The sequence below is a fragment of the Shinella lacus genome (assembly GCF_010994755.1).
Lineage (GTDB): Bacteria > Pseudomonadota > Alphaproteobacteria > Rhizobiales > Rhizobiaceae > Shinella > Shinella lacus.
Map to the genome: position 1 here is coordinate 110,218 of NZ_WHSB02000002.1, position 25,312 is coordinate 135,529.

The following is a 25,312-nucleotide window of genomic DNA, read 5'->3' on the forward strand; positions in this document are numbered from 1 at the left end:
CGGAGGCCGTTTTTTATTATATACCGTTGACTCTTTGCGCGTTTGCGCATCGCCGTGATACGGCATGCGTGGGCGGGGCGACGAACAACGCACTATCACTCGAAAGAATGCAATTTACAAATCTGGTATGTAATTGATATATTTATTATAATATTTAATTGCTTGCGATTCAAAATTTTTGTGCAGTTTGTCCGATTTAGATTTAACTAAAGCGTGAACTTTACTTATAAATTCCGGATCGGCCTTATCTAAAATGGATGATATAATTACTCCTCGCGCCTCGGATTTTGAAAGACGAAATCTTTTGGATATTTTATTGACGTCTTTCTCCATATTTCTAGTAATCCTCGCGCGAAACGTTTTTATTTTCGTGAATCCATCTTCTTGGGCATGTTCTATTATGAGATGCTCAAGTATATTGTGGCTATATACAAGTTTTTCTCTCTCAAGAACACTTCTAATTTCAATTATTATTTTTGCTACTGCCTCCATGTGTCGAGACAGTATTTTGCTTTTCGGCGATAGTAGTATATCATAAATTTTTGAGATATCATTTGGAGAGAATTCCCCATAAAAACTTCCATCTCCAATAGCTATATCAATACATACATCTAGATAATCATCGATAGTCATATTTCTAAAAGATGCGTTGCGTGCCAGTGTTTGCCAGACCGCTTTCCGGCAAGTGAACTGGAACAAGAATTTCCCTCTAGCGATCGTAGTGCTTTTTCTATTCTGTTGTCGTACGTGCTCTTTAATGCTATCGCTTAGCTGTGTTCCATTCAGCCATTTTTCCGAGAGGTTAAAGGAGAATTTATTGAGGGATTTGTAGCAGCTGTCTGCGGCTAGTCGTATCAAGTTCTCATTTTCCGTGAAGTTTGCGATATCGAGAATTGTAAAACACTTTTCGGAGATGTTCTCTTCTTTCGATATAATAGACAATAATCTATGCTTTATCGATTCTATATCTCCTATAGCAATAGAATTTTCTGCATATTCATACGCGTAAATGCAATGTTCGCCGATATCTGGTGTATTTATTTTTTGTTCTTTTGAAATAAACATCCTGTCTTCGGAAAGATCTGGTGTGTGTTTGTATTCTAAGACTAGATCATCTTTTCCGCTAATTTGCCTAAAATTATTTTTTCCATCGGTGAATATGGGGATTACAGGCGCTGGAGACTTCGGAAGAATTCTATAAAAGGCGAGAAATTTCATTAAACAATTCCTTTTGCTTTGTATATTTCTTCCACGATTTCGTAAAGCTTACCCGCTATTGCTTCCGATGTATGTTTGTTTATTGTGGAATAAGTTTTTATTATTTCTGGATTTAATTTATCGAGGTTTTCTTTGACTGTCTCATCGTCGAGGAATGTTACTGGTAAAACACAACCAAGAAGGCGATCCGCAAGATCAACATCTTCATGAAAATGAACTTCTATAGCTGACGCCCGCTCGTCTGGTGAGAATTTTGAATTGGCGTCGGGATGAGCGGGAGCCCGCGAAAGCTCATGGTAACCTTCCGCTTCAAAATTCAGTAACGGAATATCTACGTTCTTTCTTGATGATCCACAGTAGTATTCATGATTGGAGCAGTAGAACGTGCTGACAACTCGCTTAGCTGATTCAATTGATGGGGGTAGTAAAAAGTCGGTTATAAGGGAGCTATTGTGGAAAAATGATTTATAGAAATTATTGTGGAACGCCCCAGTATCAAATGGAAATACGGATTTTATTCTCTCTGAAATATTGTCTGTTTTAAAAATAAATGCACATGGTAAGTGGCATGACAAAAATGCATTTCCATTGTGCTTTGTTCTGTAGGCGGGTTTTCCATAAAACATATAGAGAATGTCTCTATCAAAAACTTTACATGGCGTCGCTCTAATGACGCCAGGTTGGAGTATATCTAGAAGGTGATAACCATCTGAAATATGTACCAAAGGAAGTTCCGGTATTTTTTCGTTCGCATGTAGCAAAAAATCCGAAAACCTGCTCTCGGCTGACCTCTTGACCATCTATTCCTATACCTCGTGTGCTCCCAGTAGGCATCGATAATATATAGGTTTTTTAAAATTGCAGCATGAAACCACTGCAATTTTTGGTTTATTGCCCCGGCCGCCCCGTTTTCCCCTTGGTCCGCCCCTTGCGCTTAGCGTCACCTGGATCCTCATAGCTCCCGGCGCCGATCTTCCCCCGGCGAACGGGCTTGGCATCCTCCGCACCGGCGGCGCGTTCCGGTTGGCCTTCCAGCAAGGGGCCGGTGCGTTTCTTGCTGGCGAGGGTTTCGTCCGGGCGGGTGGGGGTGCTGCCGGCGATGGGTTTTTCGGTGCGGCCGGCGATGGGTTTTTCGGTGCGGCCGACGGTCATTTCGTCGAGGCTGTTCTTGCGGAACAGCGATTTTCCGGCGGGTTCGGCAATGTCGCGGCCCATCTCATTCAGCTCGGGCTTGCGGAAGAGCGGGCGTTCGGTGTCGGTGCCCGGGCCCATGTCGTCGAGCGAGGGTTTCTGGAAGAGGCTGCCGGCGGCGGCGTCCTTGGTCTTGGATGTGCGCGTGGCGGCCGAGGATGATGGGGTTTTTGCCCCGCCTTTTTCCTGGGCCTTCGCCTCTTCGCGCGCCATCGGGTCGTCCATGACGGCCAGTTCGGCGGCCTTGAGGCGCTTGATCTCGTCGCGCAGGCGCGCGGCCTTTTCGAAGTCGAGATCGGCGGCGGCGTCGCGCATGGCTTTTTCCAGCGCGTTGAGATGGGTCTGGAGGTTGTTGCCGACGAGGTTGCCGCCATCCGCAAAACCCTTGCCGGAGACGCCAGAAATGTCGGCGCGGACGTGGTCGCGCTCGTAGACCGAGTCGAGGATGTCGGAGATTTTCGCCTTCACCGATTCCGGGGTGATGCCGTGGGCCTCGTTGTAGGCGACCTGCTTTTCGCGGCGGCGGGTCGTCTCCTCCATGGCGCGCTGCATGGAGCCGGTGATCTGGTCGGCATAGAGGATGACCTTGCCGTCGACGTTACGCGCCGCGCGGCCGATGGTCTGGACGAGGGAGGTTTCGGACCGCAGAAAACCTTCCTTGTCGGCGTCGAGGATGGCGACGAAGCCGCATTCCGGAATGTCGAGGCCTTCGCGCAGCAGGTTGATGCCGACCAGTACGTCGAAAGCACCCAGACGAAGATCGCGGATGATCTCGATGCGCTCCAGCGTGTCGATATCACTGTGCATATAGCGCACGCGAACACCCTGTTCGTGCAGGTATTCGGTGAGGTCTTCCGCCATGCGCTTGGTGAGCACGGTGACGAGCGTGCGGTAGCCGGCCTGGCTGGTCTCGCGGATTTCGCCCAGCACGTCGTCCACCTGGCTTTTCGCCGGGCGCACCTCGACCGGCGGGTCGATGAGGCCGGTCGGGCGGATGACCTGTTCGGCGAAGACGCCGCCGGACTGGTCCATTTCCCAGCCGCCCGGCGTGGCGGACACGGCGATCGTGTCGGGGCGCATGGCGTCCCATTCCTCGAAGCGCAGCGGGCGGTTGTCCATGCACGAGGGCAGGCGGAAGCCGTATTCGGCCAGCGTTGCCTTGCGCCGAAAGTCGCCGCGATACATGCCGCCGATCTGCGGGATGGTGACGTGGCTTTCGTCGATGAAGATCAGCGCGTTGTCGGGGATATATTCGAAGAGCGTCGGCGGCGGCTCGCCGGGCTTGCGGCCCGTGAGATAGCGCGAATAGTTCTCGATACCGGCGCAGGAGCCGGTGGCCTCCAGCATCTCGATATCGTAGCGCGTGCGCTGTTCGAGGCGCTGCGCCTCCAGCAGGCGGCCGGCCTTTTCCAACTCGACGAGGCGGTGCTTCAGCTCCTCCTTGATCGCCTTGATGGCGCCATTCAGCGTCGGGCGGGGGGTGACGTAGTGCGAGTTGGCGTAGATCTTCACCGACTTCAGGTCGCCGGTCTTCTGGCCGGTCAGCGGATCGAACTCGGTGATCGCGTCTATCTCGTCGCCGAACATCGAGATGCGCCAGGCGGCATCCTCAAGGTGGGCGGGGAAGATTTCGATCGTGTCGCCGCGCACGCGAAAACTGCCGCGCTGAAAATCCATCTCGCGGCGCTTGTATTGCTGGGCGACGAGGTCGGCGAGGAGCTGGCGCTGGTCGAGCCGGTCGCCGACCTGCATCTGGAAGGTCATCGCCGTATAGGTCTCGACCGAGCCGATACCGTAGATGCAGGAGACGGAGGCGACGATGATGCAGTCGTCGCGCTCGATCAGCGAGCGGGTGGCCGAGTGGCGCATGCGGTCGATCTGCTCGTTGATCGAGGATTCCTTCTCGATGAACGTATCCGAGCGCGGCACATAGGCTTCCGGCTGGTAATAATCGTAGTAGGAGACGAAATATTCGACCGCGTTTTCCGGGAAGAAGTTCTTGAACTCGGAATAGAGCTGCGCGGCGAGCGTCTTGTTCGGCGCGAGGATGACGGCGGGGCGCTGCGTCGCCTCGATCACCTTGGCCATGGTGAAGGTCTTGCCGGAGCCGGTGACGCCGAGCAGCACCTGGCTGCGCTCGCCGGAATCGAGGCCTTCGACGAGGTCGCGGATCGCCGTCGGCTGGTCGCCGGCGGGCTGGTATTCGCTGATCATGCGGATGGGGATGCCGCCCTCCGACTTTTCCGGCCGGGCGGGACGGTGCGGCGTCCACAGCTTGCCGTCCTTGAACAGCGGGTTGCCGCTCTCGATGAGCGCTGAGAGCGCTTCCACCGTTGCGGTGACGGCCGTGCCGGCATTGGAAGAGACGGCGTCCTCCAGCGAGGTATCCATGCCCGAGACCGGATTGAGGCCGGCGGCGGCGCGCGTCTTCGGATCGGACGAGCTGCCGATGGAGACGCCGCGCGAGGTTTTGGAGACCGTGACGTTTTCCGTATGGCGGCGGGCGGCGTTCTCCACCGTCTTGCGGTGTTTGCCGGCCTTGGAGGCGACCTCGCGGCGGCTCTCGATGCTCGCGGCTTCCGCCTCGGCTTCGAGCTGCTTCACCCAATCGGAGACGCTGCCCGAAAGGGGTTCTCCCTCGAAAGGCGATTGCGGGGCTTCCTCGAAACCGGGGTTCGAGGGCGAGGGTTTCTTCGGTGATCTGGCCATGCGGGGAATATGGAGAGAGTCATCCGGAAAGAAAAGAGGGCATGAGTACAAAAGGGAAACGAATTTGCGGCCGTCCCCGTGCGTTATCTTCCAAGGTTGGCGGGGGCGATCATGGACAAGGTGGATGAAGCGGCATTGATGCCGAAGGAAGCGGCGCTGGAGGACCTGCACGCCGCGGTGGCGAGCTACAATGCCTCGCGAGGCGGGGTGACCCACCACATGTATATCCGCGTGGTGCTGATATTCGGCGGCTTCCTGGTGTTCGCGGGCTTTGCCAGCTATCTGGCCATAACGGAGATCGAGTCGGATGTTGTCGGCATCGTGCTCGGGTTGCTGTTCGTGGCGGGCGGCTTCGTCTGGCGCTTCGCCCTGGCACCGGCCAAGGCGTTCCAGCAGAACCTGCGCGACCGCATGCTGCCGATCGTCTTCGGCTTCGTCGATGAGGTGCAATATGTGCACGGCGCGACGCCGCATTTCCTCTCCGGCATGCCGGACAAGGATTTCGTCAGGCGCAGCCGCAGCGAACATGGCGACATGATCGCCGGAAAACATGACGGGCTCGCCTTCACGCTGTCGGAAACGGAGCTGAGCACCGGCAGCGGGAAGAGCCGCGAGACGACGTTCAAGGGCGTAATCTTCCACTTCGAACGCGAGGAGGCGTTTCCCGGCCTGCTGCTGGCGGCGCGCAAGCCGAACGCGGTGCACCGCTTCATGCGAAACCTGTTCGGCGGCACCGCGCTCGCGCTCGTCACGAGCGGCAACCCGGAGGTGGACGCTTCGCACGAATTCCGCACCGACCGGCCCGAGGCCGCCACGCCCCTCGTGCAGGGCACGCTCGCCAAGGCGCTGGACTATCTCGCCAGCGAGTGGCGGGACGACGTGGTGCGCATCGCCCTCAACCAGAGGCAATGTTACCTGCTGGTGCCGACGAAGAAGGACTTTTTCGAGTTGCCGTCCGTGGACACGCCCATCGACTTCGACCGGCATATCCGGCCGATGATCCGCGATCTCGTGCTGTTGCTGGCGACGGCGCAGTTGGTGCGCAAGATCGGGTAGGCAAACGAAACGCCGGCAGGGGCCGGCGCTTCGTGTCAGTCCTGGGAGGATGGTTAGAGGATGAAATCGCCCTTGTAGAGATTGCCGAATGCTTCGACTTCCAGGATGAAGTCGGCTTTCTTGTCACCGTTGATGTCGCCCATGACGAGCTTCGTGTAGTGGCCGTTGCTGAGTTCGGTTTCCGTCCACGTCAGTTCGCCTTTCTTGCCGCTGAAGGCGGCGCCTTCCTTGGCGACCCAGGTGAAGGCGTCGTTCTTCTTGGTGCCGGCGATGGCGTCGATCGCGGAGAAGTCGATCTTGTCGCGACCGTTGAAGCTATCGGCCTTGAACTGTTCGATGACGTCGCGGCGGCCTTCCGCCCTGCCGATTTCGGCGGCGCTCTTGAAGACGAAACGGTCACCGCTGCCGCCGCCCCACAACCTGTCCACACCTGCACCACCGGTGATGACATCGCGGCCGTCGCCGCCGTGGATGTCGTCGTTGCCCTTTCCGCCGTTGATGGTGTTCTTGAAATTGCCTCCATAGATGGCGTCGTTGCCGGTACCGCCGTCGATGATGTTGTGCGCGCGATCGTTCCCGAAAATCTGGTCGTTTCCACCGTAACCATAGATCTTGTAGACGGAGTCGCTGTTCAGCGGATCTGCGAGGAGGAAGTTGTTCTTGTTGTCACCTTTAAGGGTAGCCATAGAATGTCTCCGGTATCGTGAAATAAGCGGCGGTCCTGCGACCAGCCGGTTCGCATCAATGGTCGCGCGCGTCGTGATCTGTGAAGCATCGGCGCGATGAAGCGGCTTTAAGGGCCGGCAAACTGCTGCTCTTTCGACGAACCGTCGGTTTTCGTCGCCGAACGGCACTCGACAACCTCAAAGGGAAAACGGATTATCGATGAGATGACCATCGCGCCGAGCCTCCCCTATATCCCCCGTACCGAGCGCCCTGATTCGGACCTGCAACGGGCAACCGTGCGGTTCGGTGGGCTCTATCTGGTTGCGGTGTTCCTGAGTTCCAGCCTGCTCTGGGGGCTGGCGGGCACGGACCCGATCGAATCGGCAATCGGCAAGGTTTTTCTGCTTGCGGCGGCCGCGCTGCTGGCGGCGCTGCTGACGGCGCTGCTGATCCGGCTTCAGGCGCTCGCCTTGCCGGTCAAATCGGCGCTCTGCTTCGTGCTGTCGCTCGTCGGCGGCGTGCTTTACTGTCTCATCGACTATGTCATCTACATCGTCTGCGTCTATCCGGAGCCGGCCATCTGGGACAACCAGATCGCCGCCTATGTGATGATCCACGGGACATCGCTGTTTTTCGGCTGGAGCTGCCTGTTTCTCGCGCTTTCCTACAGTTTCGAGCTGCGCGACCGCGAGCGGCGGCTGGCGCAGATGCGGGAGGAGGCGATGGCGGCGCAGATGCGGGCGCTACGCTATCAGCTCAACCCGCATTTCCTGTTCAACACTTTGAATTCCATGGCCGGGCTGATCGAGGAGGGGGAGCGCGACGACGCGCGCGACATGGTGTTGTCGCTGTCGGCCTATCTGCGCACGACGCTGGCGCTTGATCCCCTGCAGGACCTGCTGCTGGAGGAAGAGATCGCGTTGCAGGCCGGTTATCTCGCCATCGAGCGGCGGCGCTTTTCCGATCGCATGCGGGTGGAAATCGACGTGCCGGAGGCGCTGCGCGAGGTGCTGGTGCCGAGCCTCATCCTCCAGCCGCTGGTGGAAAATGCCGTCAAGCACGGCGCCGGCCGCAAGACGGGCAGCGTGGCGATCGTCATCCGCGCCAGGGCGGAGGCGGGCCGGCTGCGGCTCGACGTCGAGAACGACATGGCGGGCGGCGATCCGCTGCCGGGCAGCGAGAGCTTCGGCATCGGCTTGAAGAATGTCGGAGAGCGGCTGTCGCGGCGCTTTCCGGGCGTCAGCGGCCTGGATTACGGCCGCACTGACGACGGCCGCTTCCGCGTCACGTTGACAATGCCTTTCAGGACCGCATGACCGAAATTTCCGTTCTTATCATCGATGACGAACCCATCGCGCGCCGTCGCATGGCCCGCATGCTTGCAACCATCGACGGCGTGATCCATGCCGGCGAGGCGGGCGACGTGCCGCAGGCGATCGCGCAGATCGCGGCGCTTTCGCCGGATGTGCTGCTGCTCGACATCCAGATGCCCGGCGGCAGCGGTTTCGACGTGCTGGAGCAGATGGCGCCGCAGACACCGCTGCCGATCTTCGTCACCGCCTTCGACCATCACGCCATCCGCGCCTTCGAATGCAATGCGGTGGACTATCTGACCAAGCCGGTGACGCCGGAGCGGCTGCGCCAGGCGCTCGGCCGCGCGCAGGCGGCGATCGCGGCGCGCGAGAACCGGGACACGGTGGAGGAGCTGCGCGAAACAGTGGCGGCGCTTCGCAAGGCGCTGCGCGAGCAATCCGCCCGGCCGACGCAGTTCTGGGTGAAATCGCGGCGCGAGACGATCCGCATTCCGGCGGAAAAGGTGACGCGGTTCCAGGCGGATGGCGACTATGTGCAGCTCCACGCGGAACAGGGCACCTTCCTCTACAACGAGAGCCTCGCCGGGCTGGAGCGCCGGCTGCCCGCCGAGGACTTTTTGCGCGTCAGCCGCAGCGCGATCGTGCGGCGGGACCAGGTGACGCGGGTGAAGCGCGGGCCGCTCGGCGTGCTGCACGTCGTGCTGCGCGACGAAAGCGAGGTCAAGGTCGGTCGCACCTATCTGCGCGTGGTGCGCGACGGCCTGATCCAGGAATGAGGCCGCGGTTCAGACGGCGCTGGTGAGAATATCGCGCAGATGATCGGCGACGTGCTGCACGGCGCGATCCTTGTCGCGGCGGCGATGCCAGGCGAGGTGCAGCGGAAAGCCGGGCACTGGAATGGGCGGCTCCACGATGTGGAAGCGGCTTGCGGCATCCGGCGGCAGGCAATGGCGCGGCATCATGACGATAAGGTCGCTCTCCTCCAGCAGCGGCGGCACCATCAGGAAGCTCGGGACGACGATGCCGACGCGACGGAATTTTCCCAGCGCTGCAAGCTGGTCGTCGAGCCCGCTGCGCGTCTCGCCGCGGCCGGAGACGATGATGTGCGGATAGTCGAGCCAGCGATCGAGGGAAAAGCCCGCGGCGGCGGGATGGTCGTTGCGCATGGCCACGACATAGTCTTCGTCGAGCAGCGTCTCACAGTGGAAGGCGGCGTCGTCCAGGCTCGGGAACACCGAGACGGCGATGTCGCTCGCGCCGCGGGCCAGCGATTCGAGCGCCGCCGGCGCGCCGTGCCAGGGCTGGATGACGATATCGATGCCGGGGGCGGAGCGGGCGAGCGCCCGGTGTAGTGGGCCGGTGATGAGGATGCCGGGATGATCCGCCGTGACGACGCGCACGCATTGCCGGATCTCGTGCAGCGGCTCTTCCGGCGCATCGACGACGGCGGCAATGCCGACGAGCAGGTTTTTCAGCGGATCGCGCAGCGCCTCCGCCTTCGGCGTCAGCCGCATGCCGCCCTTGCCGCGCTCCAGCAGGGGATCGCCGAAGAGGTGGCGGCAGCGCTCCAGCGCGCTGGAGGTCGCCGGCTGCGAGAGGTTCAGCTTGGCGGCGGCGCGTGAAACATGCGCCTCGTCGAGCAGCGCGTCGAGCACGACGAGAAGGTTGAGGTCGATCGATCTTAAATTCATGCTGTCAATAATAGCATATATAAATCATCCATTGGAGTGATTTCTTTGTCCGCGGCATTCTGTGGGCGTCAACACGGAGATGCCGCCATGAGCAAGACATTGATCCTTCTTTTCCACCCCGATCTCGGTCGTTCGCGCGCCAACGCCGCGCTTGCCGGCGCCGCCCTGCGACTGCCGGAAGTCGAGGTCATCGACCTCTATTCGCTCTATCCGGATGGCGAGATCGACGCCGACCAGGAAGTGGCCCGGCTGCTTTCGGCCGACCGCATCGTCTTCCAGTTTCCGATCCAGTGGTATTCCACGCCGCCGCTGCTGAAGGCCTGGCAGGATGTCGTGCTGACCCGCATGTTTTACATGGCCTACGAGACCGAAGGCCGCCTCATGGAAGGCAAGCCGCTGCTCGTGGTCGCGACGGCCGGGAATGTGCCGGAAGCCTATGCCCCGGCCGGCGTCAACAAGTTCACCATGGCCGAATTGCTGCGTCCGCTGGAGGCGACGGCACACCGCTGCGGCCTGCCGTGGCAGCCGCCGCATCTCACCTACCGGGCGGACAAGCTCGACGACCTGTCGCTGCGCAGGGCGGGGCTGCAATACATGGCGCTGCTCGAAGAATGGCGCAAAGCGAGCGAGCCGCAGGAGGATCCCCGGCGTTATCTCGTGGAAGCCTGGGGGTGAGCCATGACGACGATCGCTTCTGCGCCGCAGCCGCGGCCCGTCGTGCCGTTCTGGTTCCTGCGGGCGGCACGCGCCGTGCCGGCCGGCATTCTCGCGCAATACCTGCTGGCAGGGCTGGCGCTCTTCCAGGACGGCCTGTTCTGGGCGTGGCACGGCGGGCTCGGCCTTGCCATCTTCCTGCCGATTGCCGCGATGGCTTTGGCGGCATGGCTTGCACGCCCGGCGCGGGCCTTGCGCTGGTGGACGGGGCTGCTGGTGGTGCTTTATGTCCTCCAGGTCGTTCTGATCGTCAGCGGCCAGAGTTTTGGCTCCGGCCTGTTGCAGGCGCTGCATCCCTTCAATGGCGGCCTGATGCTCGTCGCCTCGCTCGTCCTCGTGGCGAAGGTCGAGCGCAACCGGGCGCGGACGGCGCGATGAAACCTTACGGCGCGCCGGCCGTGCTGCGGCCGAAGCGCACGGCATGCTGGTCCAGCCAGCGCGGGATTTCCGCCGCCGGCATGGGGCGGGCGAAATGATAACCCTGGGCATGGCGGCAGCCGAGCATGCGCAGCACTTCGGCTTCCTCTTCCTCCTCCACGCCTTCCACCACGATATCGATGGAAAGTGCGCGGCCGATGCCGATGAGCGCGGCGATCAGCGCCTGGTTCTCCCGGCTGGTGGCGATGCCCTTGACGAAGCTGCGGTCGATCTTCAGCCGGTCGATATGCAGGCTGACGAGATAGGCGAGCGAGGAATGGCCCATGCCGAAATCGTCGACAGCGAGGCGGAAACCGGCGGCCTCCAGCCGGGCGAGCTCGGCACCCGCCGCCTGCGTGTCGAGCGTCGCCTCCTCGGTGATCTCGATCTCCATCAGCGCGGGTGAGACCTCGTGCTCGCTGGCGATGGCGATCAGCAGGCGCGACAGCGTGTCGCCGGAAAACTCACGCGGAGAGACGTTCACCGCGACCGCCGCCTCCGGCAGGCCGAGGCGGGGCAGGGTGCGCAGCAGCTCGGCGGCGCGCGTCGCGACATAGCCGGTCAGCGCGGATGAAATATGCAAGGCATGGGCCGCGCGCACGATATCCGGCGGGCTGACCGGTCCGAGTTCCGGATGCGCCCAGCGCAGCAGCGCCTCGAAACCGGTGACGCGGCCGGTGGCAAGCTCCACCTGCGGCTGGAAGACCACCATCAATTGCCGCTTGTCGATCGCCTCGGTCAGCGTCGCCTCGATCAGGCGCTGCCGCTCGATGCGCGCCTTCAGCTCCGGATTGAACAGGCCGAGCCGGCGGCGCCCGCCTTCCTTCGCGGCATAGAGCGCAATATCGGCGCTGGCGAAAAGATGGTCGGCCGTTTCGCCGTGCTGCGGATGGAGCGCCAGACCCGCACTGGCGCCGACGGTGACAGGCCGGTCGTCGATATGGATGGGATTGCCGGCAAGCCGCACGATGCCTTCGCCGATCTCCCGGCCACGCATTTCCGCCTCTTCCCCCTCGATGATGACGGCGAATTCGTCGCCGCCGAGGCGCACGACCGTGTCGGTCGGGCCGGTGAGCCCGGTCAGCCGCCCGGCGATCTCGACGAGCACGGCGTCGCCCGCACCGTGGCCCATCGTGTCGTTGATCGCCTTGAAGCGGTCGAGGTCGATGGCGAGCAAAGCGAGCGTGCCGGAGGGCACGCCGCTGTCGAGCAGGTCGCGCAGGCGCTGGTTGAAGAGCGCGCGGTTGCCGAGACCGGTCAGCGGGTCGCGGTTCGCGAGGGACGCAAGCTGGTGGTAGGACTGGCGGATTTCGGCATTGGCATCGGAAAGCGAGGAGGCGAGTGCGACGGCCTTCAGCCGGTCGATCTGGCTGCGGATGAAGCCCGCCTCGCTGAGCTGGCTGGCGCGCACCATCATGACGGCGAGCAGCAGCGCATCGGCGGCGATGACCAGGGCCTCCGTCGTGCCGGAGACCAGCAGCGAGATGAAAGCGGAGGCGAGCGGCGGGCCGGCGAAGAACAGCGCCGTGCGGGAATAGGCCGTGCTCTGCATCAGCGATCCGGCGCAGATGCCGCCGATGATGAAGATGAGATAGGGGTTGAGGCCGTTCGCCCCATGCACGGCGCCGATGAAGGGCGGCAGGCTCCAAGCGATGCCGCCGCCGAGCGCCCCGAGCGACAGCACCTTCAGCGCCCGCTGCGGCCGTTCGACCGCGCAGTTCAGCCGCTTGACGATGCGTACGCCGACATAACGCGCCAGGTTGATCGCCAGCACGGCGGCGAGCCATAGCAGGATTTCGACGCTCGGCCCGTCGAGCCAGAGCACGGCGGCCGTCGTTGCGGCGAGAAAGCTGTTGGCGGAGAGCGACAGCACGATGCTGTCCAGCACAGACAGGGCCTGTGCGGACATGATCTGGCGTCTAGTCGGTTCATCCACCGGCATCAACCGGGTCGCATCCGTCATTTGGGTTCCCGGTTTTAAAACTGTGCCGTCCGAGCGGCTGGGGCGGATGGTGTGGTGGTGGGCATAAGATTGTCTTAACAGGGGATCGCGAGAATCCATGACGGCGCGGACTTGACGGCGGCGGCGGCTCGGTTATGCCGGTCGCAGATCTCTCTAGAACATGTCCGGTGAGCTTTGATTCACCGGAAATGTTCTCGATTTTTGTTTGGCCGCATTGTCCAACGCCGAAGCAATGTCGCTTCGGATGGAAATGCTCTCGGTTTCAGGATTCGTCGATGCCCTTCAGCCTCACCCCCGCGGCCGTCTGGCCGATCGTGCTGCTCTGCCTCTCCAATGTCTTCATGACTTTCGCCTGGTACGGCCACCTGAAGTTCAAGTCCTCGCCGCTGTTCATCGCGATCCTGGCAAGCTGGGGCATCGCCTTCTTTGAATATTGCCTGGCGGTGCCGGCAAACCGCTTCGGCTCCGCAGTCTATTCCGCCGCGCAATTGAAGACGATGCAGGAGGTGATTACGCTGATCGTCTTCGCCGGCTTCTCGGTGTTCTGGCTGAAGGAAAGCCTCACCTGGAACCACGCCATCGGCTTCGTGCTGATCGCCGCGGGGGCGGCCTTCGTGTTCAAGGGATAGTTTCGACGTTCCCAAAACGGTCGCAATCGGGCGCAAGCATGGAAGACGGATAAGATGAGGTTCGCGTGACGACATCTTTCTCTACCATGGCCGCCATACGTTTCGGTTACGGCCGGCGACCGGGCGAGACGCCGCCGGAGAGCGTCGAGGCGCTGATCCGGCAGGTCGAGCGCGGAACCCGCGAGACCTGCCTTTTCCCCTTCGAAGGCATTGCCGGGCGTCGGGCGCGCTTTTCTGCCTTTCGCGAGGTTCAGCAGGCCTATAATGCGGCGCGCGATGCCAACATGCTCGTGATGGTCGGCGAGCAAAGCGTCAATCCCTACAACATCGTCATGGCCAACGCCTTCCGGCGCGACCAGCACCTGAAGGTTCGCCAGGCGGTCTTTTCGCCGAACGGTTTTTTCGAGCGGCTTGCCGCTTTTTGGGGCGATCATTTCGCGATCAATGCGCGCAAGGGCGGTGCCATGCGCATTCTCGCAGGCCTGCACGAGGCGGAGGCCATCCGACCGAATCTCGGCGGATCCTTTTCGGACCTGCTGAAGGCTGCGGTGCTGCATCCGGCCATGCTTGCTTATCTCGACCAGACCCGCTCCATCGGGCCAAATTCGCCGGTCGGCCTGAAGTCGGGGCGCGGGCTCAACGAGAACCTGGCGCGCGAACTCATCGAGCTGCACACGATGGGGGCGGGGAGCGGCTACAGCCAGAAGGACGTGCGCTCGACGGCCTTCGTGTTGACGGGGCTCTGGTTCCGCAACCCGGTCTACGAGACCGTCTATCGCACGCGCTCGGCTGAGCCCGGCAGCTATCGGGTGCTTGGGAAAAGTTACGGCGGGCGGGCGCGGCAGATCGAGCAGGTCTACGCCCTGCTTGACGACCTCGCCGACCGCAAGGAGACCCGCCGGCATATCTGTCGCAAGCTTGTCGTGCATTTCATCGCCGACGACCCGCCGCAGCCGGTGGTGGACGCGATGGTAAAGGTCTGGGGCAGAAGCGGCGGGCAACTGGTCGACGTCTACCGGGCGATGCTGGAGCATCCGCTGAGTTTCGAAGAGGAGGGCCGGAAGGCTCGGCAGCCGTTTGATTTCGTCGTTGCCGCGCTTCGTGCACTGAACGTGCCGGCGGAGGCGCTCGGTCCGGGCGAAGACGCAAAGAAGGCTGGGGTGCGACCAGCGACCGACGTTACGGCATTGCAGGATGTGGCGACGATGACCGCAGCGGGCAAGCCGGCGCTCGGGGCCAATCCGCTCTCCGTCGGCATCATCGACCGGCTCGGCCAGCCGATCTGGTCGGCGCCGAGCCCGGCAGGCTGGGAGGAAAACCTTTCGGCCTGGGTCACCGGAAGCCAACTCACCGAGCGCATCGCCTGGGCGCGTCGGCTTGTCGCGCGTTTTGGCGGGACCGACGATCCGCGTATGCTGCTGGAAGCGACGATGGCGGATGCGGCGCGGGCGGACACGATCGAGACTGTTTCGCGCGCGCCGAACCGCGTGGTGGGGTTGGCAATGGTGCTGGCCTCTCCCGAATTCAACCGGCGTTAGAGGGAGCGCGATGACGAGCGACATCAACCGCCGTACTTTCCTCTCAGGCGCCTGCTGCCTCGCCGCCTCGCCGCTCGTGACGCCCGTTAGCTTTGCCGCCATGCCGGGCGAAAACCGGCTGGTGACGATCGTGCTGCGCGGTGCGATGGACGGGCTGGCGCTGGTGCAGCCCTATGGCGAGCCGGCGCTGCGGCTTTTGCGGCCCAAGCTGGCGCTGACGCCGGAGGACGGCCTTATCGATCTCGATGGCTTCTTCGGCCTTCATCCGCTTGCGGGGGATCTGATGCCGCTTTGGACAGCCGGTGAACTCAGTTTTGTGCATGCGACCTCGACGCCCTACCGTGCCGGCCGCAGCCATTTCGACGGGCAGGACATGCTGGAAAGCGGCGGGGCCGCGGTGAAGGATGAGCGTACGGGTTGGCTCAACCGCGCCATTGCCAGCATTCCGCGGGCTGCCGACCGCAAGGCAATCGACATCACCACGACTGCCGAGCTGATCCTCTCGGGCACGAACCCCGTCGATGTCTGGTCGACGCGCGCTGATCTGGCGCTGGCCGAGGACGAGCAGGCCTTCTTCGTGCGGCTTTATCGCAACGATCCGGCCTTCGCGGCGGCGATGCGGGAGGCGGCGGAGACGGACATGCTGTCGGACACGATCCACGGCACGGACAAGAAGCGAAGCGCGGGCATCCGGTCGGTTGCGAAGCTCACTGCGGGCATGCTGTCGGCCGACCATCGCATTGCCAGTTTCTCCATCAACGGATGGGACACGCATCTGAGCCAGGCGCGGACCTTCAAGCGGCCCGTCACGGACCTCGCAACGGCGATCACGACGCTGAAGGCGAACCTGTCCCCGGCGATCTGGCGCAGGACGGCGATCCTCGCGATCACCGAATTCGGGCGGACGGCGCGCGAAAACGGCTCGGAAGGCACGGACCATGGCACGGGCGGCGTCGCCATTCTTGCCGGCGGTGCGGTTGCGGGTGGCAAGGTCTATCGCAACTGGCCGTCGCTTTCCGACGGCGACCTGCTGGACGGCCGCGACCTCAAGCCCACCGTGGATCTTCGCCAGCTTGCGGCCGCCATGCTGCGCCAGCAGTTCGGCGTGTCCACCCGCGACCTGGAAAGCGCGGTCTTTCCGGGCCTGTCGTTCGATAAATCCGGGGCCTACCTGCGCGGATAGCTCATTCCAGCACATCGAACGCGCGGAAAATCCAGCTTAGTTGATAGACGATGCCGAGGCTTACGAAGGTTGTGTGGAAGGTGCGATTGCGTGTTCCGGCGGCGATGAGGCAGAGGGCGATGAAGGTGATGTTGCGGATCGGGTATTCGTAGCCGAAGGAGCCGAAATAGGCTTCGCCCTTCAAGGCGGTGTCGAGCAGGTCGACGGCGAAGACCAGGGCCAGCACGCCGAAGAACCATTTGCGGCGGGAGTAGAAGTAGTCTTCGTAGCCGGCATAGTCGTCGAGCGTTGTGGGAAACAGCAGCACGGCCAGCATGAAGAACAGGCAGCAATAGCTGATCAGGAAGAGATAGACGCCGAAGCCGATCGTTGTCAGCGCCTGCAGGCGGAATTCCCACCACCAGAAATGCAGGAGGAAGATCAGCAGGAAGCCGGCCCAGGCGAGGTGGACCGGGTAGACCTTCATCTTGCCGGGATGCTGGATGAAGAGGGCGACGCCCGTCAGCACGCGAGCGAGGCTGAGGCTCACCACCATGCCGATCACGACGCGCACATGGCTGAAGATGGCGGGGTCCGGGGTCGTGTGCTCCATGCTCAGCCTCCGGGCGGCGTTTATTCGACGGGAACGGGGGTCGGGTGGCCGTCCTTGTCGAGCGCGACCATGACGAAGGTGGCGCCCGTCACCTTTTCCAGCGTCGTGGTGAGGTAGCGCTGCGCCCAGGCCTCGACAGACAGCGTGATGGAGGTGCGGCCGACGCGGGCGATATGGGTGTAGATGCTGAGCGTGTCGCCGATCTTCACCGGCAGGTCGAAGGCCATTTCCTTGACGGCGGCGGTGACGACGCGGCCCTGCGCGCGCTCGGCGGCGCGGATGCCGGAAGCCAAGTCCATCTGCGCCATGACCCAGCCGCCGAAAATATCGCCCGCGGCATTGGCATCGCCCGGCATGGCGAGCGTGCGAAGGGTGAGCTGTCCGTTCGGCGTCAGGGTCATCGGGTCGTCTCCACTTTCCTCCGGTCTAGCCGAATGCGCGCGAGGGAGAAAGAGGGAGCATGCGTCGCGTCGGAGCGTGCAAAGCGCATTTTCGAGTATGCTCAGACTCTAAGAATTGATGATTGCAATTTTAGATGATTTTAAAGGGTTTCCCGGACTTTCGGTATGAGGAGCATTGCGCCCTGGAATGTCGAGGAGAGCCCGGTGAAGAATTTCAGAATATCCACGCGTCTTTCATTGCTTGTCGGTCTTGCCTTGACCATCTTCGCGGCGGCGCTCGTCTACAGCCTTTATCACTATCAGGATGCGATGGTCGTGGAGCGCAAGTCGAAACTTGCGGCGATGGACCAGAGCATGCTGACGCTGTTCAAGCACTACCATGAGCTTGAGACGGCCGGCACGCTGACGCGCGAAGAGGCGCAGACCCGGGCGAAGGACGCCGTGCGCGCGCTTCGCTACGAGGACAGCGGCTACTTCTGGATCAACGACATGAACGCCGTGATCATCATGCATCCAATCAAGCCGGCGCTTGACGGCACGGACCAGACCGGCATGGCCGACCCGACGGGCAAGCACATCTTCACCGAATTCGTGAAGGCCGTGAAATCCAGCCCGACCGGCCAGGATTTCGTCGACTATTACTGGCCGAAGCCGGGCTTCGAGGAGCCGGTGCTGAAATATTCGCATGTCGCAGGCTTCGCGCCTTGGGGCTGGATCGTCGGCACCGGCGTCTATGCGGACGACCTTGCCGCCATGTTCCGCCGCAACGCGATCGAGACGGCGATGATCCTCGGCATCGGCGGTCTCGTCATCATGCTCGCGGCCTACGGCATCGTGAAGAGCGTGACGAACCCCGTGCGCCGTCTCCAGGCGTCGATGCAGGCGATTGCCGACGAGGATGTGTCCGGCGAGGTGCCGGAAACTGATCGCAAGGATGAGATCGGCGAGATGGCGAAGGTCGTATCGGTGCTGCGCCAGTCGGTGGCCGAGCGCGCGCAGCTTCGGGTCCGCGAGGGCGAGCAGCAGGTTCGCCTTGACGAGGAGCGCAGCGAGGGCGAGCGCCGCCAGCGCCAGGTGAGCCAGAGCCAGGCGGATGCCATGCATGTCGTCGGCGGTGCGCTGGAGCGCCTTGCCAATGGCGATCTCACGGTCTCCATCGGCGCGATCGCGCCGGAATATGCAAAACTGCGCGACGACTTCAACCGCGCCGTCGATGCGCTGTCCAGCGTCATCAATGCCATCGCGCATTCCACCGAGATCGTGCATGGCAGCGCCGGCGGCATTGCGGAGGCGGCCAATAACCTCTCCCACCGCACGGAACAGCAGGCGGCCTCGTTGGAGGAAACCGCGGCGGCGCTCGACGAGATTACCGCGACCGTGCGCAACGCCTCCGAACGTGCGGCGGAAGCCAGCCGCATGGTGGCCGAGACCAAACAGTCGACCGGCCGTTCCGGCACGATCGTGCGCGACGCCGTCGCCGCGATGAGCCGCATCGAGGACGCCTCCAGCCGCATCAGCCAGATCATCGGCGTGATCGACGAGATCGCCTTCCAGACCAACCTCTTGGCGCTGAACGCCGGCGTCGAAGCGGCGCGTGCGGGCGAGGCGGGGCGCGGTTTTGCGGTCGTGGCGCAGGAGGTGCGCGAGCTTGCCCAGCGCTCGGCCAATGCGGCCAAGGAGATCAAGGGCCTCATCAGCAACTCCGCCACAGAGGTCGGCACCGGCGTGGCGCTGGTGCGCTCGACGGGCGATGCGCTGACCGAGATCGAGGTGCTCGTCAACAAGGTGAACGACCAGGTGACGTCGATTGCGACGGCCGCCCGCGAGCAGGCCACCGGCCTTGCCGAGGTTAATACCGCAGTCAACCAGATGGACCAGATGACCCAGCAGAATGCCGCGATGGTGGAGGAAACCAACGCCGCCGGCCAGACGCTGACCCAGGAAAGCGAGCAGCTGAAGACGCTGCTCGGAAACTTCCGGCTGAACCCGGCCGGAGCGGCAGACCACAGGCGCCGCGCTGCATAAAGCAAAAGACGATCTCCGGACGACCTTGCCCCGGCGCCACAAGCGCCGGGGTTTTTCGTTGCACCCGTTAATGTCGCGGGTCGGCTGACAACGGTTCCTTTACCCTGTTGCGACAAAATTGCCTGGAAATGCAGGCGGATCGGCCTGCGCGTCCGGTTTGAGGCCCTGTCGTCCGGAATGCGGACAAAAGCGGCCTGCACCATCACCGGACAAAGGTGTGCGCAACCGGGACTTCGCGATAGGGCGAGGCGGCTGCCAGGCGGAAGTGACAATGGGTATTGCGTTTGTAGCTCGTCTTCGCAGACCACTTGGCCTGCTCCTCATCCCGGCCATGCTTGCCGCCTGTTCGGGCGGCCTGACCCCGCCCGACGATATCGACGGTGCCGGCGTCAGCGCGATCATGCCGGCGGACAATGGCAACCGCCGCCCGGCCCGGGAAATGGGCGATACCGGCAACGACGTCTCTTCCTATCCGTCCGACGATTTTGGCGCCGCCGACACGGCCTTGCCGGAACCGGTCGCCGAGAAGAAGCGCCTGCCGATGATCGACAGCGACGAGGCGATGGGCATCAACGAGCCCGTGCAGGCCTCCTCTGGCGTGCTGACGGTTCCCGAAGGCGGCGTCAACATGGACGAGGGGCTCGGCGTCCAGCGCGTCGAGGGGCTGGCGGAAGCGCAGGCCAACGAGATCGCCGAGGGCAATGTCACGCAGGTGGTCGTCGACGGCATCGGCACGGACACGCCGCAGCAGCTCGGCGAGCCGGAGACGCTACCGATGTCGGAGGCGGGCATGGAGCTCGGCACGCCGGCCGAGAGCGGCGATTATGTGCGCGTTCCGGCCAAGGGCTCGACGCGCCGCATGCCGGCGGTCGAGGAGGAGCAGCAGGTCGCCTTCCTGCCGCGGCTGAACAATCCGATGCAGATACCGGAAACCATGGGCGGCATGCCGGCCTCGGAAAAGGCCTGCCGGCAGCGGCTGCAGAAACTCGGCGTGAAGTTTCGTGACGTGCCGCGGATTTCCAAGGGGCGTTCCTGCGGCATCGCGTGGCCGGTCGAGCTGTCGGGACTTTCCGGCGGTATCCAGATCAAGCCGGCGGCGAACGTCAATTGCCAGATCACCGAGGCCTTTGCGCGCTGGGTGAAGCAGGAGCTCGTTCCGTCGTCGCGCACGCGCTACCTCTCGGGCGTCGCGGCCATCCACCAGATGTCTTCCTATTCCTGCCGCACGATGAACTCGCAGCGCGGTGCGGCCATGTCGGAACATTCCAAGGGCAACGCGATCGACGTTGGCAAGATCGTGCTGAAGAACGGCAAGGCGATCGCCATCGAGAAGAAGGGCTTCTTCGCCTTCCGCGAAAAGGGTCTGCTGAAATCGGTGCGCAGCGATAGCTGCAAATACTTCTCCACCGTGCTCGGCCCGGGCAGCGACCGCTACCACAAGGACCATTTCCACTTCGACCTACGGGCCCGCAAATCCGGCTACCGGCATTGCAGCCTCTGATTCTGGTTGTGCGGTTTCCTGCGCAAGCACGACGAGATTTCCATCGGGGTCCTTGAGGCGGATCAGCTTGACGTAGCTGGCGGCCTCCACGTCGCCCGGTGATAGGCCGGCGCCGTCGAGCCGCTCCCGCTCTGCCTCCAGCTCGCCCACGATCAGGGTGAGGGTGCCGTGACCGGCATCCTTGGCATTCTGGAAGAGTTGGAAACCGGCTGTCTCTTGATGGTGCCACTCAGCAAGCCCTTCCATGGGATGGGCATCCGGTCCGCGGTTGAAGATGGCGGAGAACCAGCGGATGCTGGCGTCGAGATCCGAACAGCTCAGATGGGCATAGACCTTGCGCAATGTCATCGTCTCATCTCCCGAGGTAGTTGCTCCTGCTGGACGAAATGGGTGCGGCGCGGACAAGTTCCCGAAGAACGCCTCGTGATGGCGAGCGGGCAAAAAAAGACCGGCGGGGCGCCGGTCGAAAAGGGGCGGCAGCACGCTTGGAGGCGTCTGCCTGGAACGTCACATTCCATCACCCGCGCCGGTGCGTCGGCGAGGATGCATGCGGGGCTTCCGCGGGGGAAGCGGGCGGATGGGGACCGCCGATAGGGCTCCCTCAGGGTCCGGGAGCAAGGTCGCTGCCAGGGGCAGTGGGGACGTTGGGGTGAGCGGGGTGCAGGATCGTCCCGTCGGCCTCGCGCAGACGATGGTTGAAGTGGGTCACGGTTTGATGACAATTGGGCACCCGTGCCAAGCGAAATTTTCGCCCGCCGCCGCCCCACGGTGGTCTCCCTCGGAGCCCTTCGTGCCGCCCATCGCCGATCCTCTCCTGTTCGCGTTGGCGCTCTCTGCCACGCTTCCGCGTCAGCAGCGATGGCTGAGCGAATTTTTTGCGCTGCACGGGTGAAACTCGGCAAGGGACGCGCCATATAGGGTGTCCTTCCGCATGAATTTCCTCCATTCCGGACCATCTCATGGCGCCCATCGTTTCCATTCGCAATCTCACCAAGAGCTACGCATCGGGGTTCAAGGCGCTGAAAGGCGTCGATCTCGATATCGAGGAGGGCGAGATCCTCGCGCTGCTCGGGCCGAACGGCGCCGGCAAGACGACGATGATCTCGATCATCTGCGGCATCGTCACGCCGAGCGGCGGCAGCGTCACCGTCGCCGGGCACGATATCCTGCGCGACTACCGCCAGACCCGCTCGATCATCGGCCTCGTTCCGCAGGAGCTGACGCTCGACGCCTTCGAGACGGTGTGGAACACCGTCGCCTTCTCGCGCGGCCTGCATGGCTGCGCGCCGGACCCGGCGCTGATCGAGCGCATCCTGCGCGACCTCTCGCTGTTCGACAAGAAGGACACGATGCTGCGCCACCTCTCAGGCGGCATGCGGCGGCGCGTGCTGATCGCCAAGGCGCTGTCTTACGAGCCGAAAGTGCTGTTCCTCGACGAGCCGACGGCGGGCGTCGACGTGAATCTCCGCAAGGACATGTGGCTGCTCGTGGAAAAGCTGCGCGCGGCCGGCGTCACGATCATTCTCACGACGCACTATATCGAGGAGGCCGAAGAGATCGCCGACCGCATCGGCGTCATCAACCATGGGGAAATCCTGCTGGTCGAGGACAAGAAGGCGCTGATGGCAAAGCTCGGGCGCAAGCAGTTGACCGTGGAGCTCGGCGAGCCTGTCGGTGCCATTCCCGATACGCTTTCGCCCTTCGGGCTGACGCTCGGCGAGGCGGGCACGCGGCTTACCTATGAATTCAACACATCCGGCGAGCGCACGGGCATTTCCTCGCTGCTCTCCGCGCTGTCGCAGGCAGGCCTTCGGGTCAAGGACATCTCCACCGAGCAGAGTTCGCTGGAAGACATTTTCGTGGAACTGGTGGGAGAGGGAAAATGAACTTCGAGGCGATCAAATCCATCTATGCCTTCGAGATGGCGCGCACGCGCCGCACGCTTGTGCAAAGCGTCGTTTCGCCCGTCATCACCACCTCGCTCTATTTCATCGTCTTCGGTGCCGCCATCGGCTCGCGCATGCAGGAGGTGGAGGGCGTGCCCTACGGCGCCTTCATCGCGCCCGGCCTCATCATGCTGACGCTGCTCAACCAATGTATCGGCAACGGCTCCTTCGGCATCTATTTCCCGAAATTCACCGGTACGATCTACGAGATCCTCTCCGCGCCCGTCTCGATGATCGAGATCGTCATCGGCTATGTCGGGGCAGCGGCAACGAAGGGGTTGATCGTCGGCACGATCATCCTCATCACCGCCTCGCTCTTCGTCGACATATCGATCAAGCACCCGTTGATGATGATCCTGTTCTTCGTGCTGACCGCCGTGAGCTTCAGCCTGTTCGGCTTCATGATCGGCATCTGGGCCAAGGATTTCGAGCAGCTGAACCTGTTCCCGATGCTCATCGTGCCGCCGCTCGTCTTCCTCGGCGGCAGCTTCTACTCGATCGACATGCTGCCGCCCTTCTGGCAGACGGTCAGCCACTTCAACCCGGTGCTCTACCTCGTCTCCGGCTTCCGATGGAGCTTTTACGAGATCGCCGACGTCAACCCGGTCGTCAGCCTCGTCACGGTGCTGGGCTTCTTGGTCGTCTGCCTGGGGATCACGGCGTGGATATTCAAGACGGGCTACAAGCTGAAGAACTGAGAAGGGTCCTGCTGCCATGGCCGCACGCGTAAAACTCAAGGGCCTGGACGGCGCCTATTGTGTGGCCCGGCTTGGCGCGTCCGATGCCATTCCGGCCTGGGCGGATGGCGCCGGCCTCGTCAGCATCAGCCGGACGGATGACGAGCTTTCCATCGTCTGCCGCGAGGAGCGCGTGCCGCACGGTGTGCTCAAGGACGGCGACTGGTCCTGCTTCAAACTCGTCGGGCCGTTCGCCTTCGATGAGACCGGGATCGTGCTCTCCGTGATCGCACCGCTTTCCGAGAACAGGATGGGGATTTTCGTCGTCTCCACCTTCGACGGGGATCACCTGCTGGTGAAGTCGGCCGATCTCGAGAAGGCGCGCGATCTGCTGACGGCGGCCGGCCACACGCTGCTGTAAGGGCTGTTGCGATCAAGTGCCTCCTGCGGAGGCGTGCCGATTGTCACATGCCTTCCAAGTAGTAAGCCTTCTGCGACGGGTAATAATCGTTGAATGACGGAAGCGCCTCGCCTTCGCGCGCCGCGACCAGCATGTCGAGGTAGTACTCCCAGCCCGGACCTACGTCGCCCGCGAGTTTCCTGTCGCTGAGGCGTTGCACAAAATGCAGCTCGGTCATGTCGTCCGTCTGCGTCATTGTCAGCTCGATGCGCCAGTCTCCGAAGTCATCCTTCATCGTGACGACCAGCCGGCTTGGCGCGTCGCATTCTTCGATCATCAGGTTCGTCCAAGGCTGGCCCTTCTCATGGAGAAGTTGCAGCCGCACGATCTTGCCCGGGCCGGCATCTCCTTCCCAACTGCCGAACCAGAGTGCGGTGCTCTCGGACTTCGTCACGCTCCTCCAGACGTCATCGACGGGCGCGCGGAACGTGCGCGTGAGGATCAGGTCATTGCCACGAACGTGGCCGGTTGGCTTGGGGCTCATGCCGTCTCCTTTTCTTGCCGTTTAGTCCTTCAGCCGCAACTCGTCGCGCGCGATCTCGATCGAGCCGAGCGTTTCCAGGAAGCTCATGCCGAGCAGGCTCTGGTCGAGGCGGCCCTGTTCGGTGACCATGCCGCGGATGGTGCCGCGCAGGATCGGGCCGATCGCGACTTCGCGCAGCGTCACAGGGGCGGCAAGCGCGCGGCCGTTGGCGGTGGAGACGTCGATCGAGAAGACTAGGTTGTCCGGATTGATGCCGAGGCGCATGGCGTCCTCGTAAGAGAGCACGACCGAGCTTGCGCCGGTATCGACGAGCATGCGCAGCGGCGTGCCGTCGATCGATACGTCGGCCTCGAAATGGCCGGAGACGCCCTTGTGGATCACCATGATCTGTTCGCCGCTGGCGCTCGTCGTCAAGATGGCGCGGCCGGGGATGAGGCCGGCGGTCAGGCGGTTGCCGAAGTCCTGCAGGTCGAAGCGGTAGAGATAGCCGGCGACGAGCATGAGGATGATCAGCAGCCAGATGCCAGCCTGGCGCACGCTTTCGCCGATCTGCCGCCGGCCGGCCAGGATGCCCGCCGCCATCATCGTAGCGATGGCCGACAGTGTCACGAGGCGGCCGAAATCGTTGTTGTCCATGCCCATCGTGCGGCCGCTGTCATGGTTGAGAATCAGGAAGGCAAGGCCGACGGCGAGGATGGCGAGAAGAAAATAGAACCTCATGCGTCGCCGCGCTCCCTGGCCATGCGGGTGCGGCGCGTTTCGCGCCGGGGTTTGCGTTCGACGGTGGCAAGCCGCGCCGGCAGCGCCGCCATGATGGCGCGCCTCTCCTCCGCGCTATAGAGCGTCCAGGCGCCGATCTCGTCACGCGTGCGGCCGCAGCCGAAACAGTAGCCGGTCACCATATCGATCGAACAGACGAGAATGCAGGGCGATTCCAT

At 62.5% G+C, this 25,312-nt stretch carries 25 protein-coding genes; 13 read left to right on the forward strand and 12 right to left on the reverse strand.

What is annotated here, in order from left to right; all coding sequences use genetic code 11:
* Positions 1-114: 114 nt before the first annotated feature.
* The 3 genes from GB927_RS05065 to uvrB form a co-directional block, all read right to left on the reverse strand.
* A complete protein-coding gene (locus GB927_RS05065) occupies positions 115-1,218 on the reverse strand; it encodes a hypothetical protein (protein ID WP_256115550.1) in 1,104 nt (367 codons plus the stop codon).
* Complete coding sequence (locus tag GB927_RS05070) at positions 1,218-2,018, reverse strand: hypothetical protein (protein WP_256115551.1); 801 nt, start codon at positions 2,016-2,018, stop codon at positions 1,218-1,220. Before GB927_RS05070 ends, GB927_RS05065 begins: the two co-directional genes overlap by 1 nt.
* 88 nt (positions 2,019-2,106) lie before the next feature.
* A complete protein-coding gene (uvrB, locus tag GB927_RS05075; protein WP_256115552.1) occupies positions 2,107-5,118 on the reverse strand; it encodes an excinuclease ABC subunit UvrB in 3,012 nt (1,003 codons plus the stop codon).
* A 111-nt stretch (positions 5,119-5,229) separates the two neighbouring features.
* On the opposite strand from uvrB, the gene GB927_RS05080 reads away from it, so the two are divergent.
* A complete protein-coding gene (locus tag GB927_RS05080; protein ID WP_256115553.1) occupies positions 5,230-6,174 on the forward strand; it encodes a DUF3137 domain-containing protein in 945 nt (314 codons plus the stop codon).
* Positions 6,175-6,227: 53 nt separating this feature from the next.
* On the opposite strand, the gene GB927_RS05085 is transcribed toward GB927_RS05080, so the two are convergent.
* On the reverse strand, positions 6,228-6,860 hold the full coding sequence (locus tag GB927_RS05085) for a calcium-binding protein (RefSeq protein WP_256115555.1): 633 nt from the start codon (positions 6,858-6,860) through the stop codon (positions 6,228-6,230).
* 204 nt (positions 6,861-7,064) lie between these two features.
* Between GB927_RS05085 and GB927_RS05090 the strand changes: the two genes are divergently transcribed.
* Both GB927_RS05090 and GB927_RS05095 read left to right on the forward strand, forming a co-directional pair.
* Entirely contained in the window at positions 7,065-8,156 is a 1,092-nt protein-coding gene (locus GB927_RS05090; protein ID WP_256115556.1) for a sensor histidine kinase, read from the forward strand.
* Entirely contained in the window at positions 8,153-8,929 is a 777-nt protein-coding gene (locus GB927_RS05095; protein ID WP_256115557.1) for a LytR/AlgR family response regulator transcription factor, read from the forward strand. The genes GB927_RS05090 and GB927_RS05095 overlap by 4 nt, the downstream gene beginning before the upstream one ends.
* A 9-nt stretch (positions 8,930-8,938) precedes the next feature.
* Here GB927_RS05095 and GB927_RS05100 read toward each other — a convergent pair whose 3' ends face one another.
* Complete coding sequence (locus tag GB927_RS05100; RefSeq protein ID WP_256115559.1) at positions 8,939-9,844, reverse strand: LysR family transcriptional regulator; 906 nt, start codon at positions 9,842-9,844, stop codon at positions 8,939-8,941.
* Positions 9,845-9,931: 87 nt separating this feature from the next.
* Here GB927_RS05100 and GB927_RS05105 point away from each other — a divergent pair, with 87 nt between their 5' ends.
* Positions 9,932-10,519: an NAD(P)H-dependent oxidoreductase gene (locus GB927_RS05105; protein ID WP_256115560.1), complete on the forward strand. Its 588-nt coding sequence runs from the start codon at positions 9,932-9,934 to the stop codon at positions 10,517-10,519.
* Positions 10,520-10,522: 3 nt separating this feature from the next.
* Positions 10,523-10,936 (forward strand): DUF6220 domain-containing protein, encoded by a 414-nt coding sequence (locus tag GB927_RS05110; RefSeq protein WP_256115561.1) that lies wholly within the window; start codon positions 10,523-10,525, stop codon positions 10,934-10,936.
* Between the two features lie 4 nt (positions 10,937-10,940).
* Here GB927_RS05110 and GB927_RS05115 read toward each other — a convergent pair whose 3' ends face one another.
* Positions 10,941-12,938, reverse strand: coding sequence for a putative bifunctional diguanylate cyclase/phosphodiesterase (locus tag GB927_RS05115; RefSeq protein ID WP_256115562.1), 1,998 nt, complete (start codon positions 12,936-12,938; stop codon positions 10,941-10,943).
* 275 nt (positions 12,939-13,213) lie between these two features.
* Between GB927_RS05115 and GB927_RS05120 the strand changes: the two genes are divergently transcribed.
* The 3 genes from GB927_RS05120 to GB927_RS05130 all read left to right on the forward strand — a co-directional run bounded on the left by GB927_RS05120 (position 13,214) and on the right by GB927_RS05130 (position 16,288).
* A complete protein-coding gene (locus GB927_RS05120) occupies positions 13,214-13,567 on the forward strand; it encodes a DMT family protein (RefSeq protein WP_256115563.1) in 354 nt (117 codons plus the stop codon).
* A gap of 65 nt (positions 13,568-13,632) precedes the next feature.
* Positions 13,633-15,105 carry a DUF1800 domain-containing protein gene (locus GB927_RS05125; RefSeq protein ID WP_256115564.1) on the forward strand — a complete coding sequence of 491 codons (1,473 nt, stop codon included), beginning with the start codon at positions 13,633-13,635 and terminating at the stop codon, positions 15,103-15,105.
* A gap of 10 nt (positions 15,106-15,115) precedes the next feature.
* Positions 15,116-16,288 (forward strand): DUF1501 domain-containing protein, encoded by a 1,173-nt coding sequence (locus tag GB927_RS05130; protein ID WP_256115565.1) that lies wholly within the window; start codon positions 15,116-15,118, stop codon positions 16,286-16,288.
* A gap of 1 nt (position 16,289) precedes the next feature.
* Here the strand turns inward: GB927_RS05130 and GB927_RS05135 are convergent, their stop codons facing one another.
* Both GB927_RS05135 and GB927_RS05140 read right to left on the reverse strand, forming a co-directional pair.
* Entirely contained in the window at positions 16,290-16,880 is a 591-nt protein-coding gene (locus GB927_RS05135) for a hypothetical protein (protein ID WP_256115567.1), read from the reverse strand.
* Between the two features lie 20 nt (positions 16,881-16,900).
* Positions 16,901-17,281 (reverse strand): acyl-CoA thioesterase, encoded by a 381-nt coding sequence (locus GB927_RS05140; RefSeq protein ID WP_256115568.1) that lies wholly within the window; start codon positions 17,279-17,281, stop codon positions 16,901-16,903.
* Between the two features lie 204 nt (positions 17,282-17,485).
* Between GB927_RS05140 and GB927_RS05145 the strand changes: the two genes are divergently transcribed.
* Positions 17,486-19,306: a methyl-accepting chemotaxis protein gene (locus GB927_RS05145; RefSeq protein WP_256115569.1), complete on the forward strand. Its 1,821-nt coding sequence runs from the start codon at positions 17,486-17,488 to the stop codon at positions 19,304-19,306.
* A 277-nt stretch (positions 19,307-19,583) separates the two neighbouring features.
* A complete protein-coding gene (locus GB927_RS05150) occupies positions 19,584-20,807 on the forward strand; it encodes an extensin-like domain-containing protein (protein WP_256116168.1) in 1,224 nt (407 codons plus the stop codon).
* Here GB927_RS05150 and GB927_RS05155 read toward each other — a convergent pair.
* Complete coding sequence (locus GB927_RS05155) at positions 20,766-21,155, reverse strand: VOC family protein (RefSeq protein WP_256115570.1); 390 nt, start codon at positions 21,153-21,155, stop codon at positions 20,766-20,768. The two genes, GB927_RS05150 and GB927_RS05155, sit on opposite strands and share 42 nt — an antisense overlap.
* 611 nt (positions 21,156-21,766) lie before the next feature.
* Between GB927_RS05155 and GB927_RS05160 the strand changes: the two genes are divergently transcribed.
* From GB927_RS05160 to GB927_RS05170, 3 genes are read left to right on the forward strand one after another with little or no spacing between them, the layout of a single operon-like run.
* Positions 21,767-22,693, forward strand: a complete 927-nt coding sequence (locus GB927_RS05160) for an ABC transporter ATP-binding protein (RefSeq protein ID WP_256115571.1) — start codon at positions 21,767-21,769, stop codon at positions 22,691-22,693.
* Complete coding sequence (locus tag GB927_RS05165) at positions 22,690-23,451, forward strand: ABC transporter permease (protein WP_256115572.1); 762 nt, start codon at positions 22,690-22,692, stop codon at positions 23,449-23,451. The genes GB927_RS05160 and GB927_RS05165 overlap by 4 nt, the downstream gene beginning before the upstream one ends.
* Positions 23,452-23,467: 16 nt before the next feature.
* Entirely contained in the window at positions 23,468-23,851 is a 384-nt protein-coding gene (locus GB927_RS05170) for an ACT domain-containing protein (protein WP_256115573.1), read from the forward strand.
* A gap of 43 nt (positions 23,852-23,894) precedes the next feature.
* Here the strand turns inward: GB927_RS05170 and GB927_RS05175 are convergent, their stop codons facing one another.
* Genes GB927_RS05175 through GB927_RS05185 form a run of 3 tightly spaced genes read right to left on the reverse strand, consistent with a single transcriptional unit; the run spans position 23,895 to position 25,312 of the window.
* On the reverse strand, positions 23,895-24,374 hold the full coding sequence (locus GB927_RS05175) for an SRPBCC family protein (protein ID WP_256115574.1): 480 nt from the start codon (positions 24,372-24,374) through the stop codon (positions 23,895-23,897).
* A gap of 21 nt (positions 24,375-24,395) precedes the next feature.
* A complete protein-coding gene (locus tag GB927_RS05180; RefSeq protein ID WP_256115575.1) occupies positions 24,396-25,094 on the reverse strand; it encodes a retropepsin-like aspartic protease family protein in 699 nt (232 codons plus the stop codon).
* Positions 25,091-25,312, reverse strand: coding sequence for a DUF1289 domain-containing protein (locus GB927_RS05185; RefSeq protein WP_256115577.1), 222 nt, complete (start codon positions 25,310-25,312; stop codon positions 25,091-25,093). The genes GB927_RS05180 and GB927_RS05185 overlap by 4 nt, the downstream gene beginning before the upstream one ends.

Coding starts and splice junctions, on each gene's coding strand:
- GB927_RS05130 (WP_256115565.1), top strand. CDS start 15,116: ATGACGAGCGACATCAACCGCCGTACTTTCCTCTCAGGCGCCTGCTGC.
- GB927_RS05180 (WP_256115575.1), bottom strand. CDS start 25,094: ATGAGGTTCTATTTTCTTCTCGCCATCCTCGCCGTCGGCCTTGCCTTC.
- GB927_RS05110 (WP_256115561.1), top strand. CDS start 10,523: ATGACGACGATCGCTTCTGCGCCGCAGCCGCGGCCCGTCGTGCCGTTC.
- GB927_RS05155 (WP_256115570.1), bottom strand. CDS start 21,155: ATGACATTGCGCAAGGTCTATGCCCATCTGAGCTGTTCGGATCTCGAC.
- GB927_RS05120 (WP_256115563.1), top strand. CDS start 13,214: ATGCCCTTCAGCCTCACCCCCGCGGCCGTCTGGCCGATCGTGCTGCTC.
- GB927_RS05170 (WP_256115573.1), top strand. CDS start 23,468: ATGGCCGCACGCGTAAAACTCAAGGGCCTGGACGGCGCCTATTGTGTG.
- GB927_RS05085 (WP_256115555.1), bottom strand. CDS start 6,860: ATGGCTACCCTTAAAGGTGACAACAAGAACAACTTCCTCCTCGCAGAT.
- GB927_RS05115 (WP_256115562.1), bottom strand. CDS start 12,938: ATGACGGATGCGACCCGGTTGATGCCGGTGGATGAACCGACTAGACGC.
- GB927_RS05065 (WP_256115550.1), bottom strand. CDS start 1,218: ATGAAATTTCTCGCCTTTTATAGAATTCTTCCGAAGTCTCCAGCGCCT.
- GB927_RS05095 (WP_256115557.1), top strand. CDS start 8,153: ATGACCGAAATTTCCGTTCTTATCATCGATGACGAACCCATCGCGCGC.
- GB927_RS05175 (WP_256115574.1), bottom strand. CDS start 24,374: ATGAGCCCCAAGCCAACCGGCCACGTTCGTGGCAATGACCTGATCCTC.
- GB927_RS05080 (WP_256115553.1), top strand. CDS start 5,230: ATGGACAAGGTGGATGAAGCGGCATTGATGCCGAAGGAAGCGGCGCTG.
- GB927_RS05140 (WP_256115568.1), bottom strand. CDS start 17,281: ATGACCCTGACGCCGAACGGACAGCTCACCCTTCGCACGCTCGCCATG.
- GB927_RS05070 (WP_256115551.1), bottom strand. CDS start 2,018: ATGGTCAAGAGGTCAGCCGAGAGCAGGTTTTCGGATTTTTTGCTACAT.
- GB927_RS05090 (WP_256115556.1), top strand. CDS start 7,065: ATGACCATCGCGCCGAGCCTCCCCTATATCCCCCGTACCGAGCGCCCT.
- uvrB (WP_256115552.1), bottom strand. CDS start 5,118: ATGGCCAGATCACCGAAGAAACCCTCGCCCTCGAACCCCGGTTTCGAG.
- GB927_RS05105 (WP_256115560.1), top strand. CDS start 9,932: ATGAGCAAGACATTGATCCTTCTTTTCCACCCCGATCTCGGTCGTTCG.
- GB927_RS05185 (WP_256115577.1), bottom strand. CDS start 25,312: ATGGAATCGCCCTGCATTCTCGTCTGTTCGATCGATATGGTGACCGGC.
- GB927_RS05100 (WP_256115559.1), bottom strand. CDS start 9,844: ATGAATTTAAGATCGATCGACCTCAACCTTCTCGTCGTGCTCGACGCG.
- GB927_RS05135 (WP_256115567.1), bottom strand. CDS start 16,880: ATGGAGCACACGACCCCGGACCCCGCCATCTTCAGCCATGTGCGCGTC.
- GB927_RS05160 (WP_256115571.1), top strand. CDS start 21,767: ATGGCGCCCATCGTTTCCATTCGCAATCTCACCAAGAGCTACGCATCG.
- GB927_RS05165 (WP_256115572.1), top strand. CDS start 22,690: ATGAACTTCGAGGCGATCAAATCCATCTATGCCTTCGAGATGGCGCGC.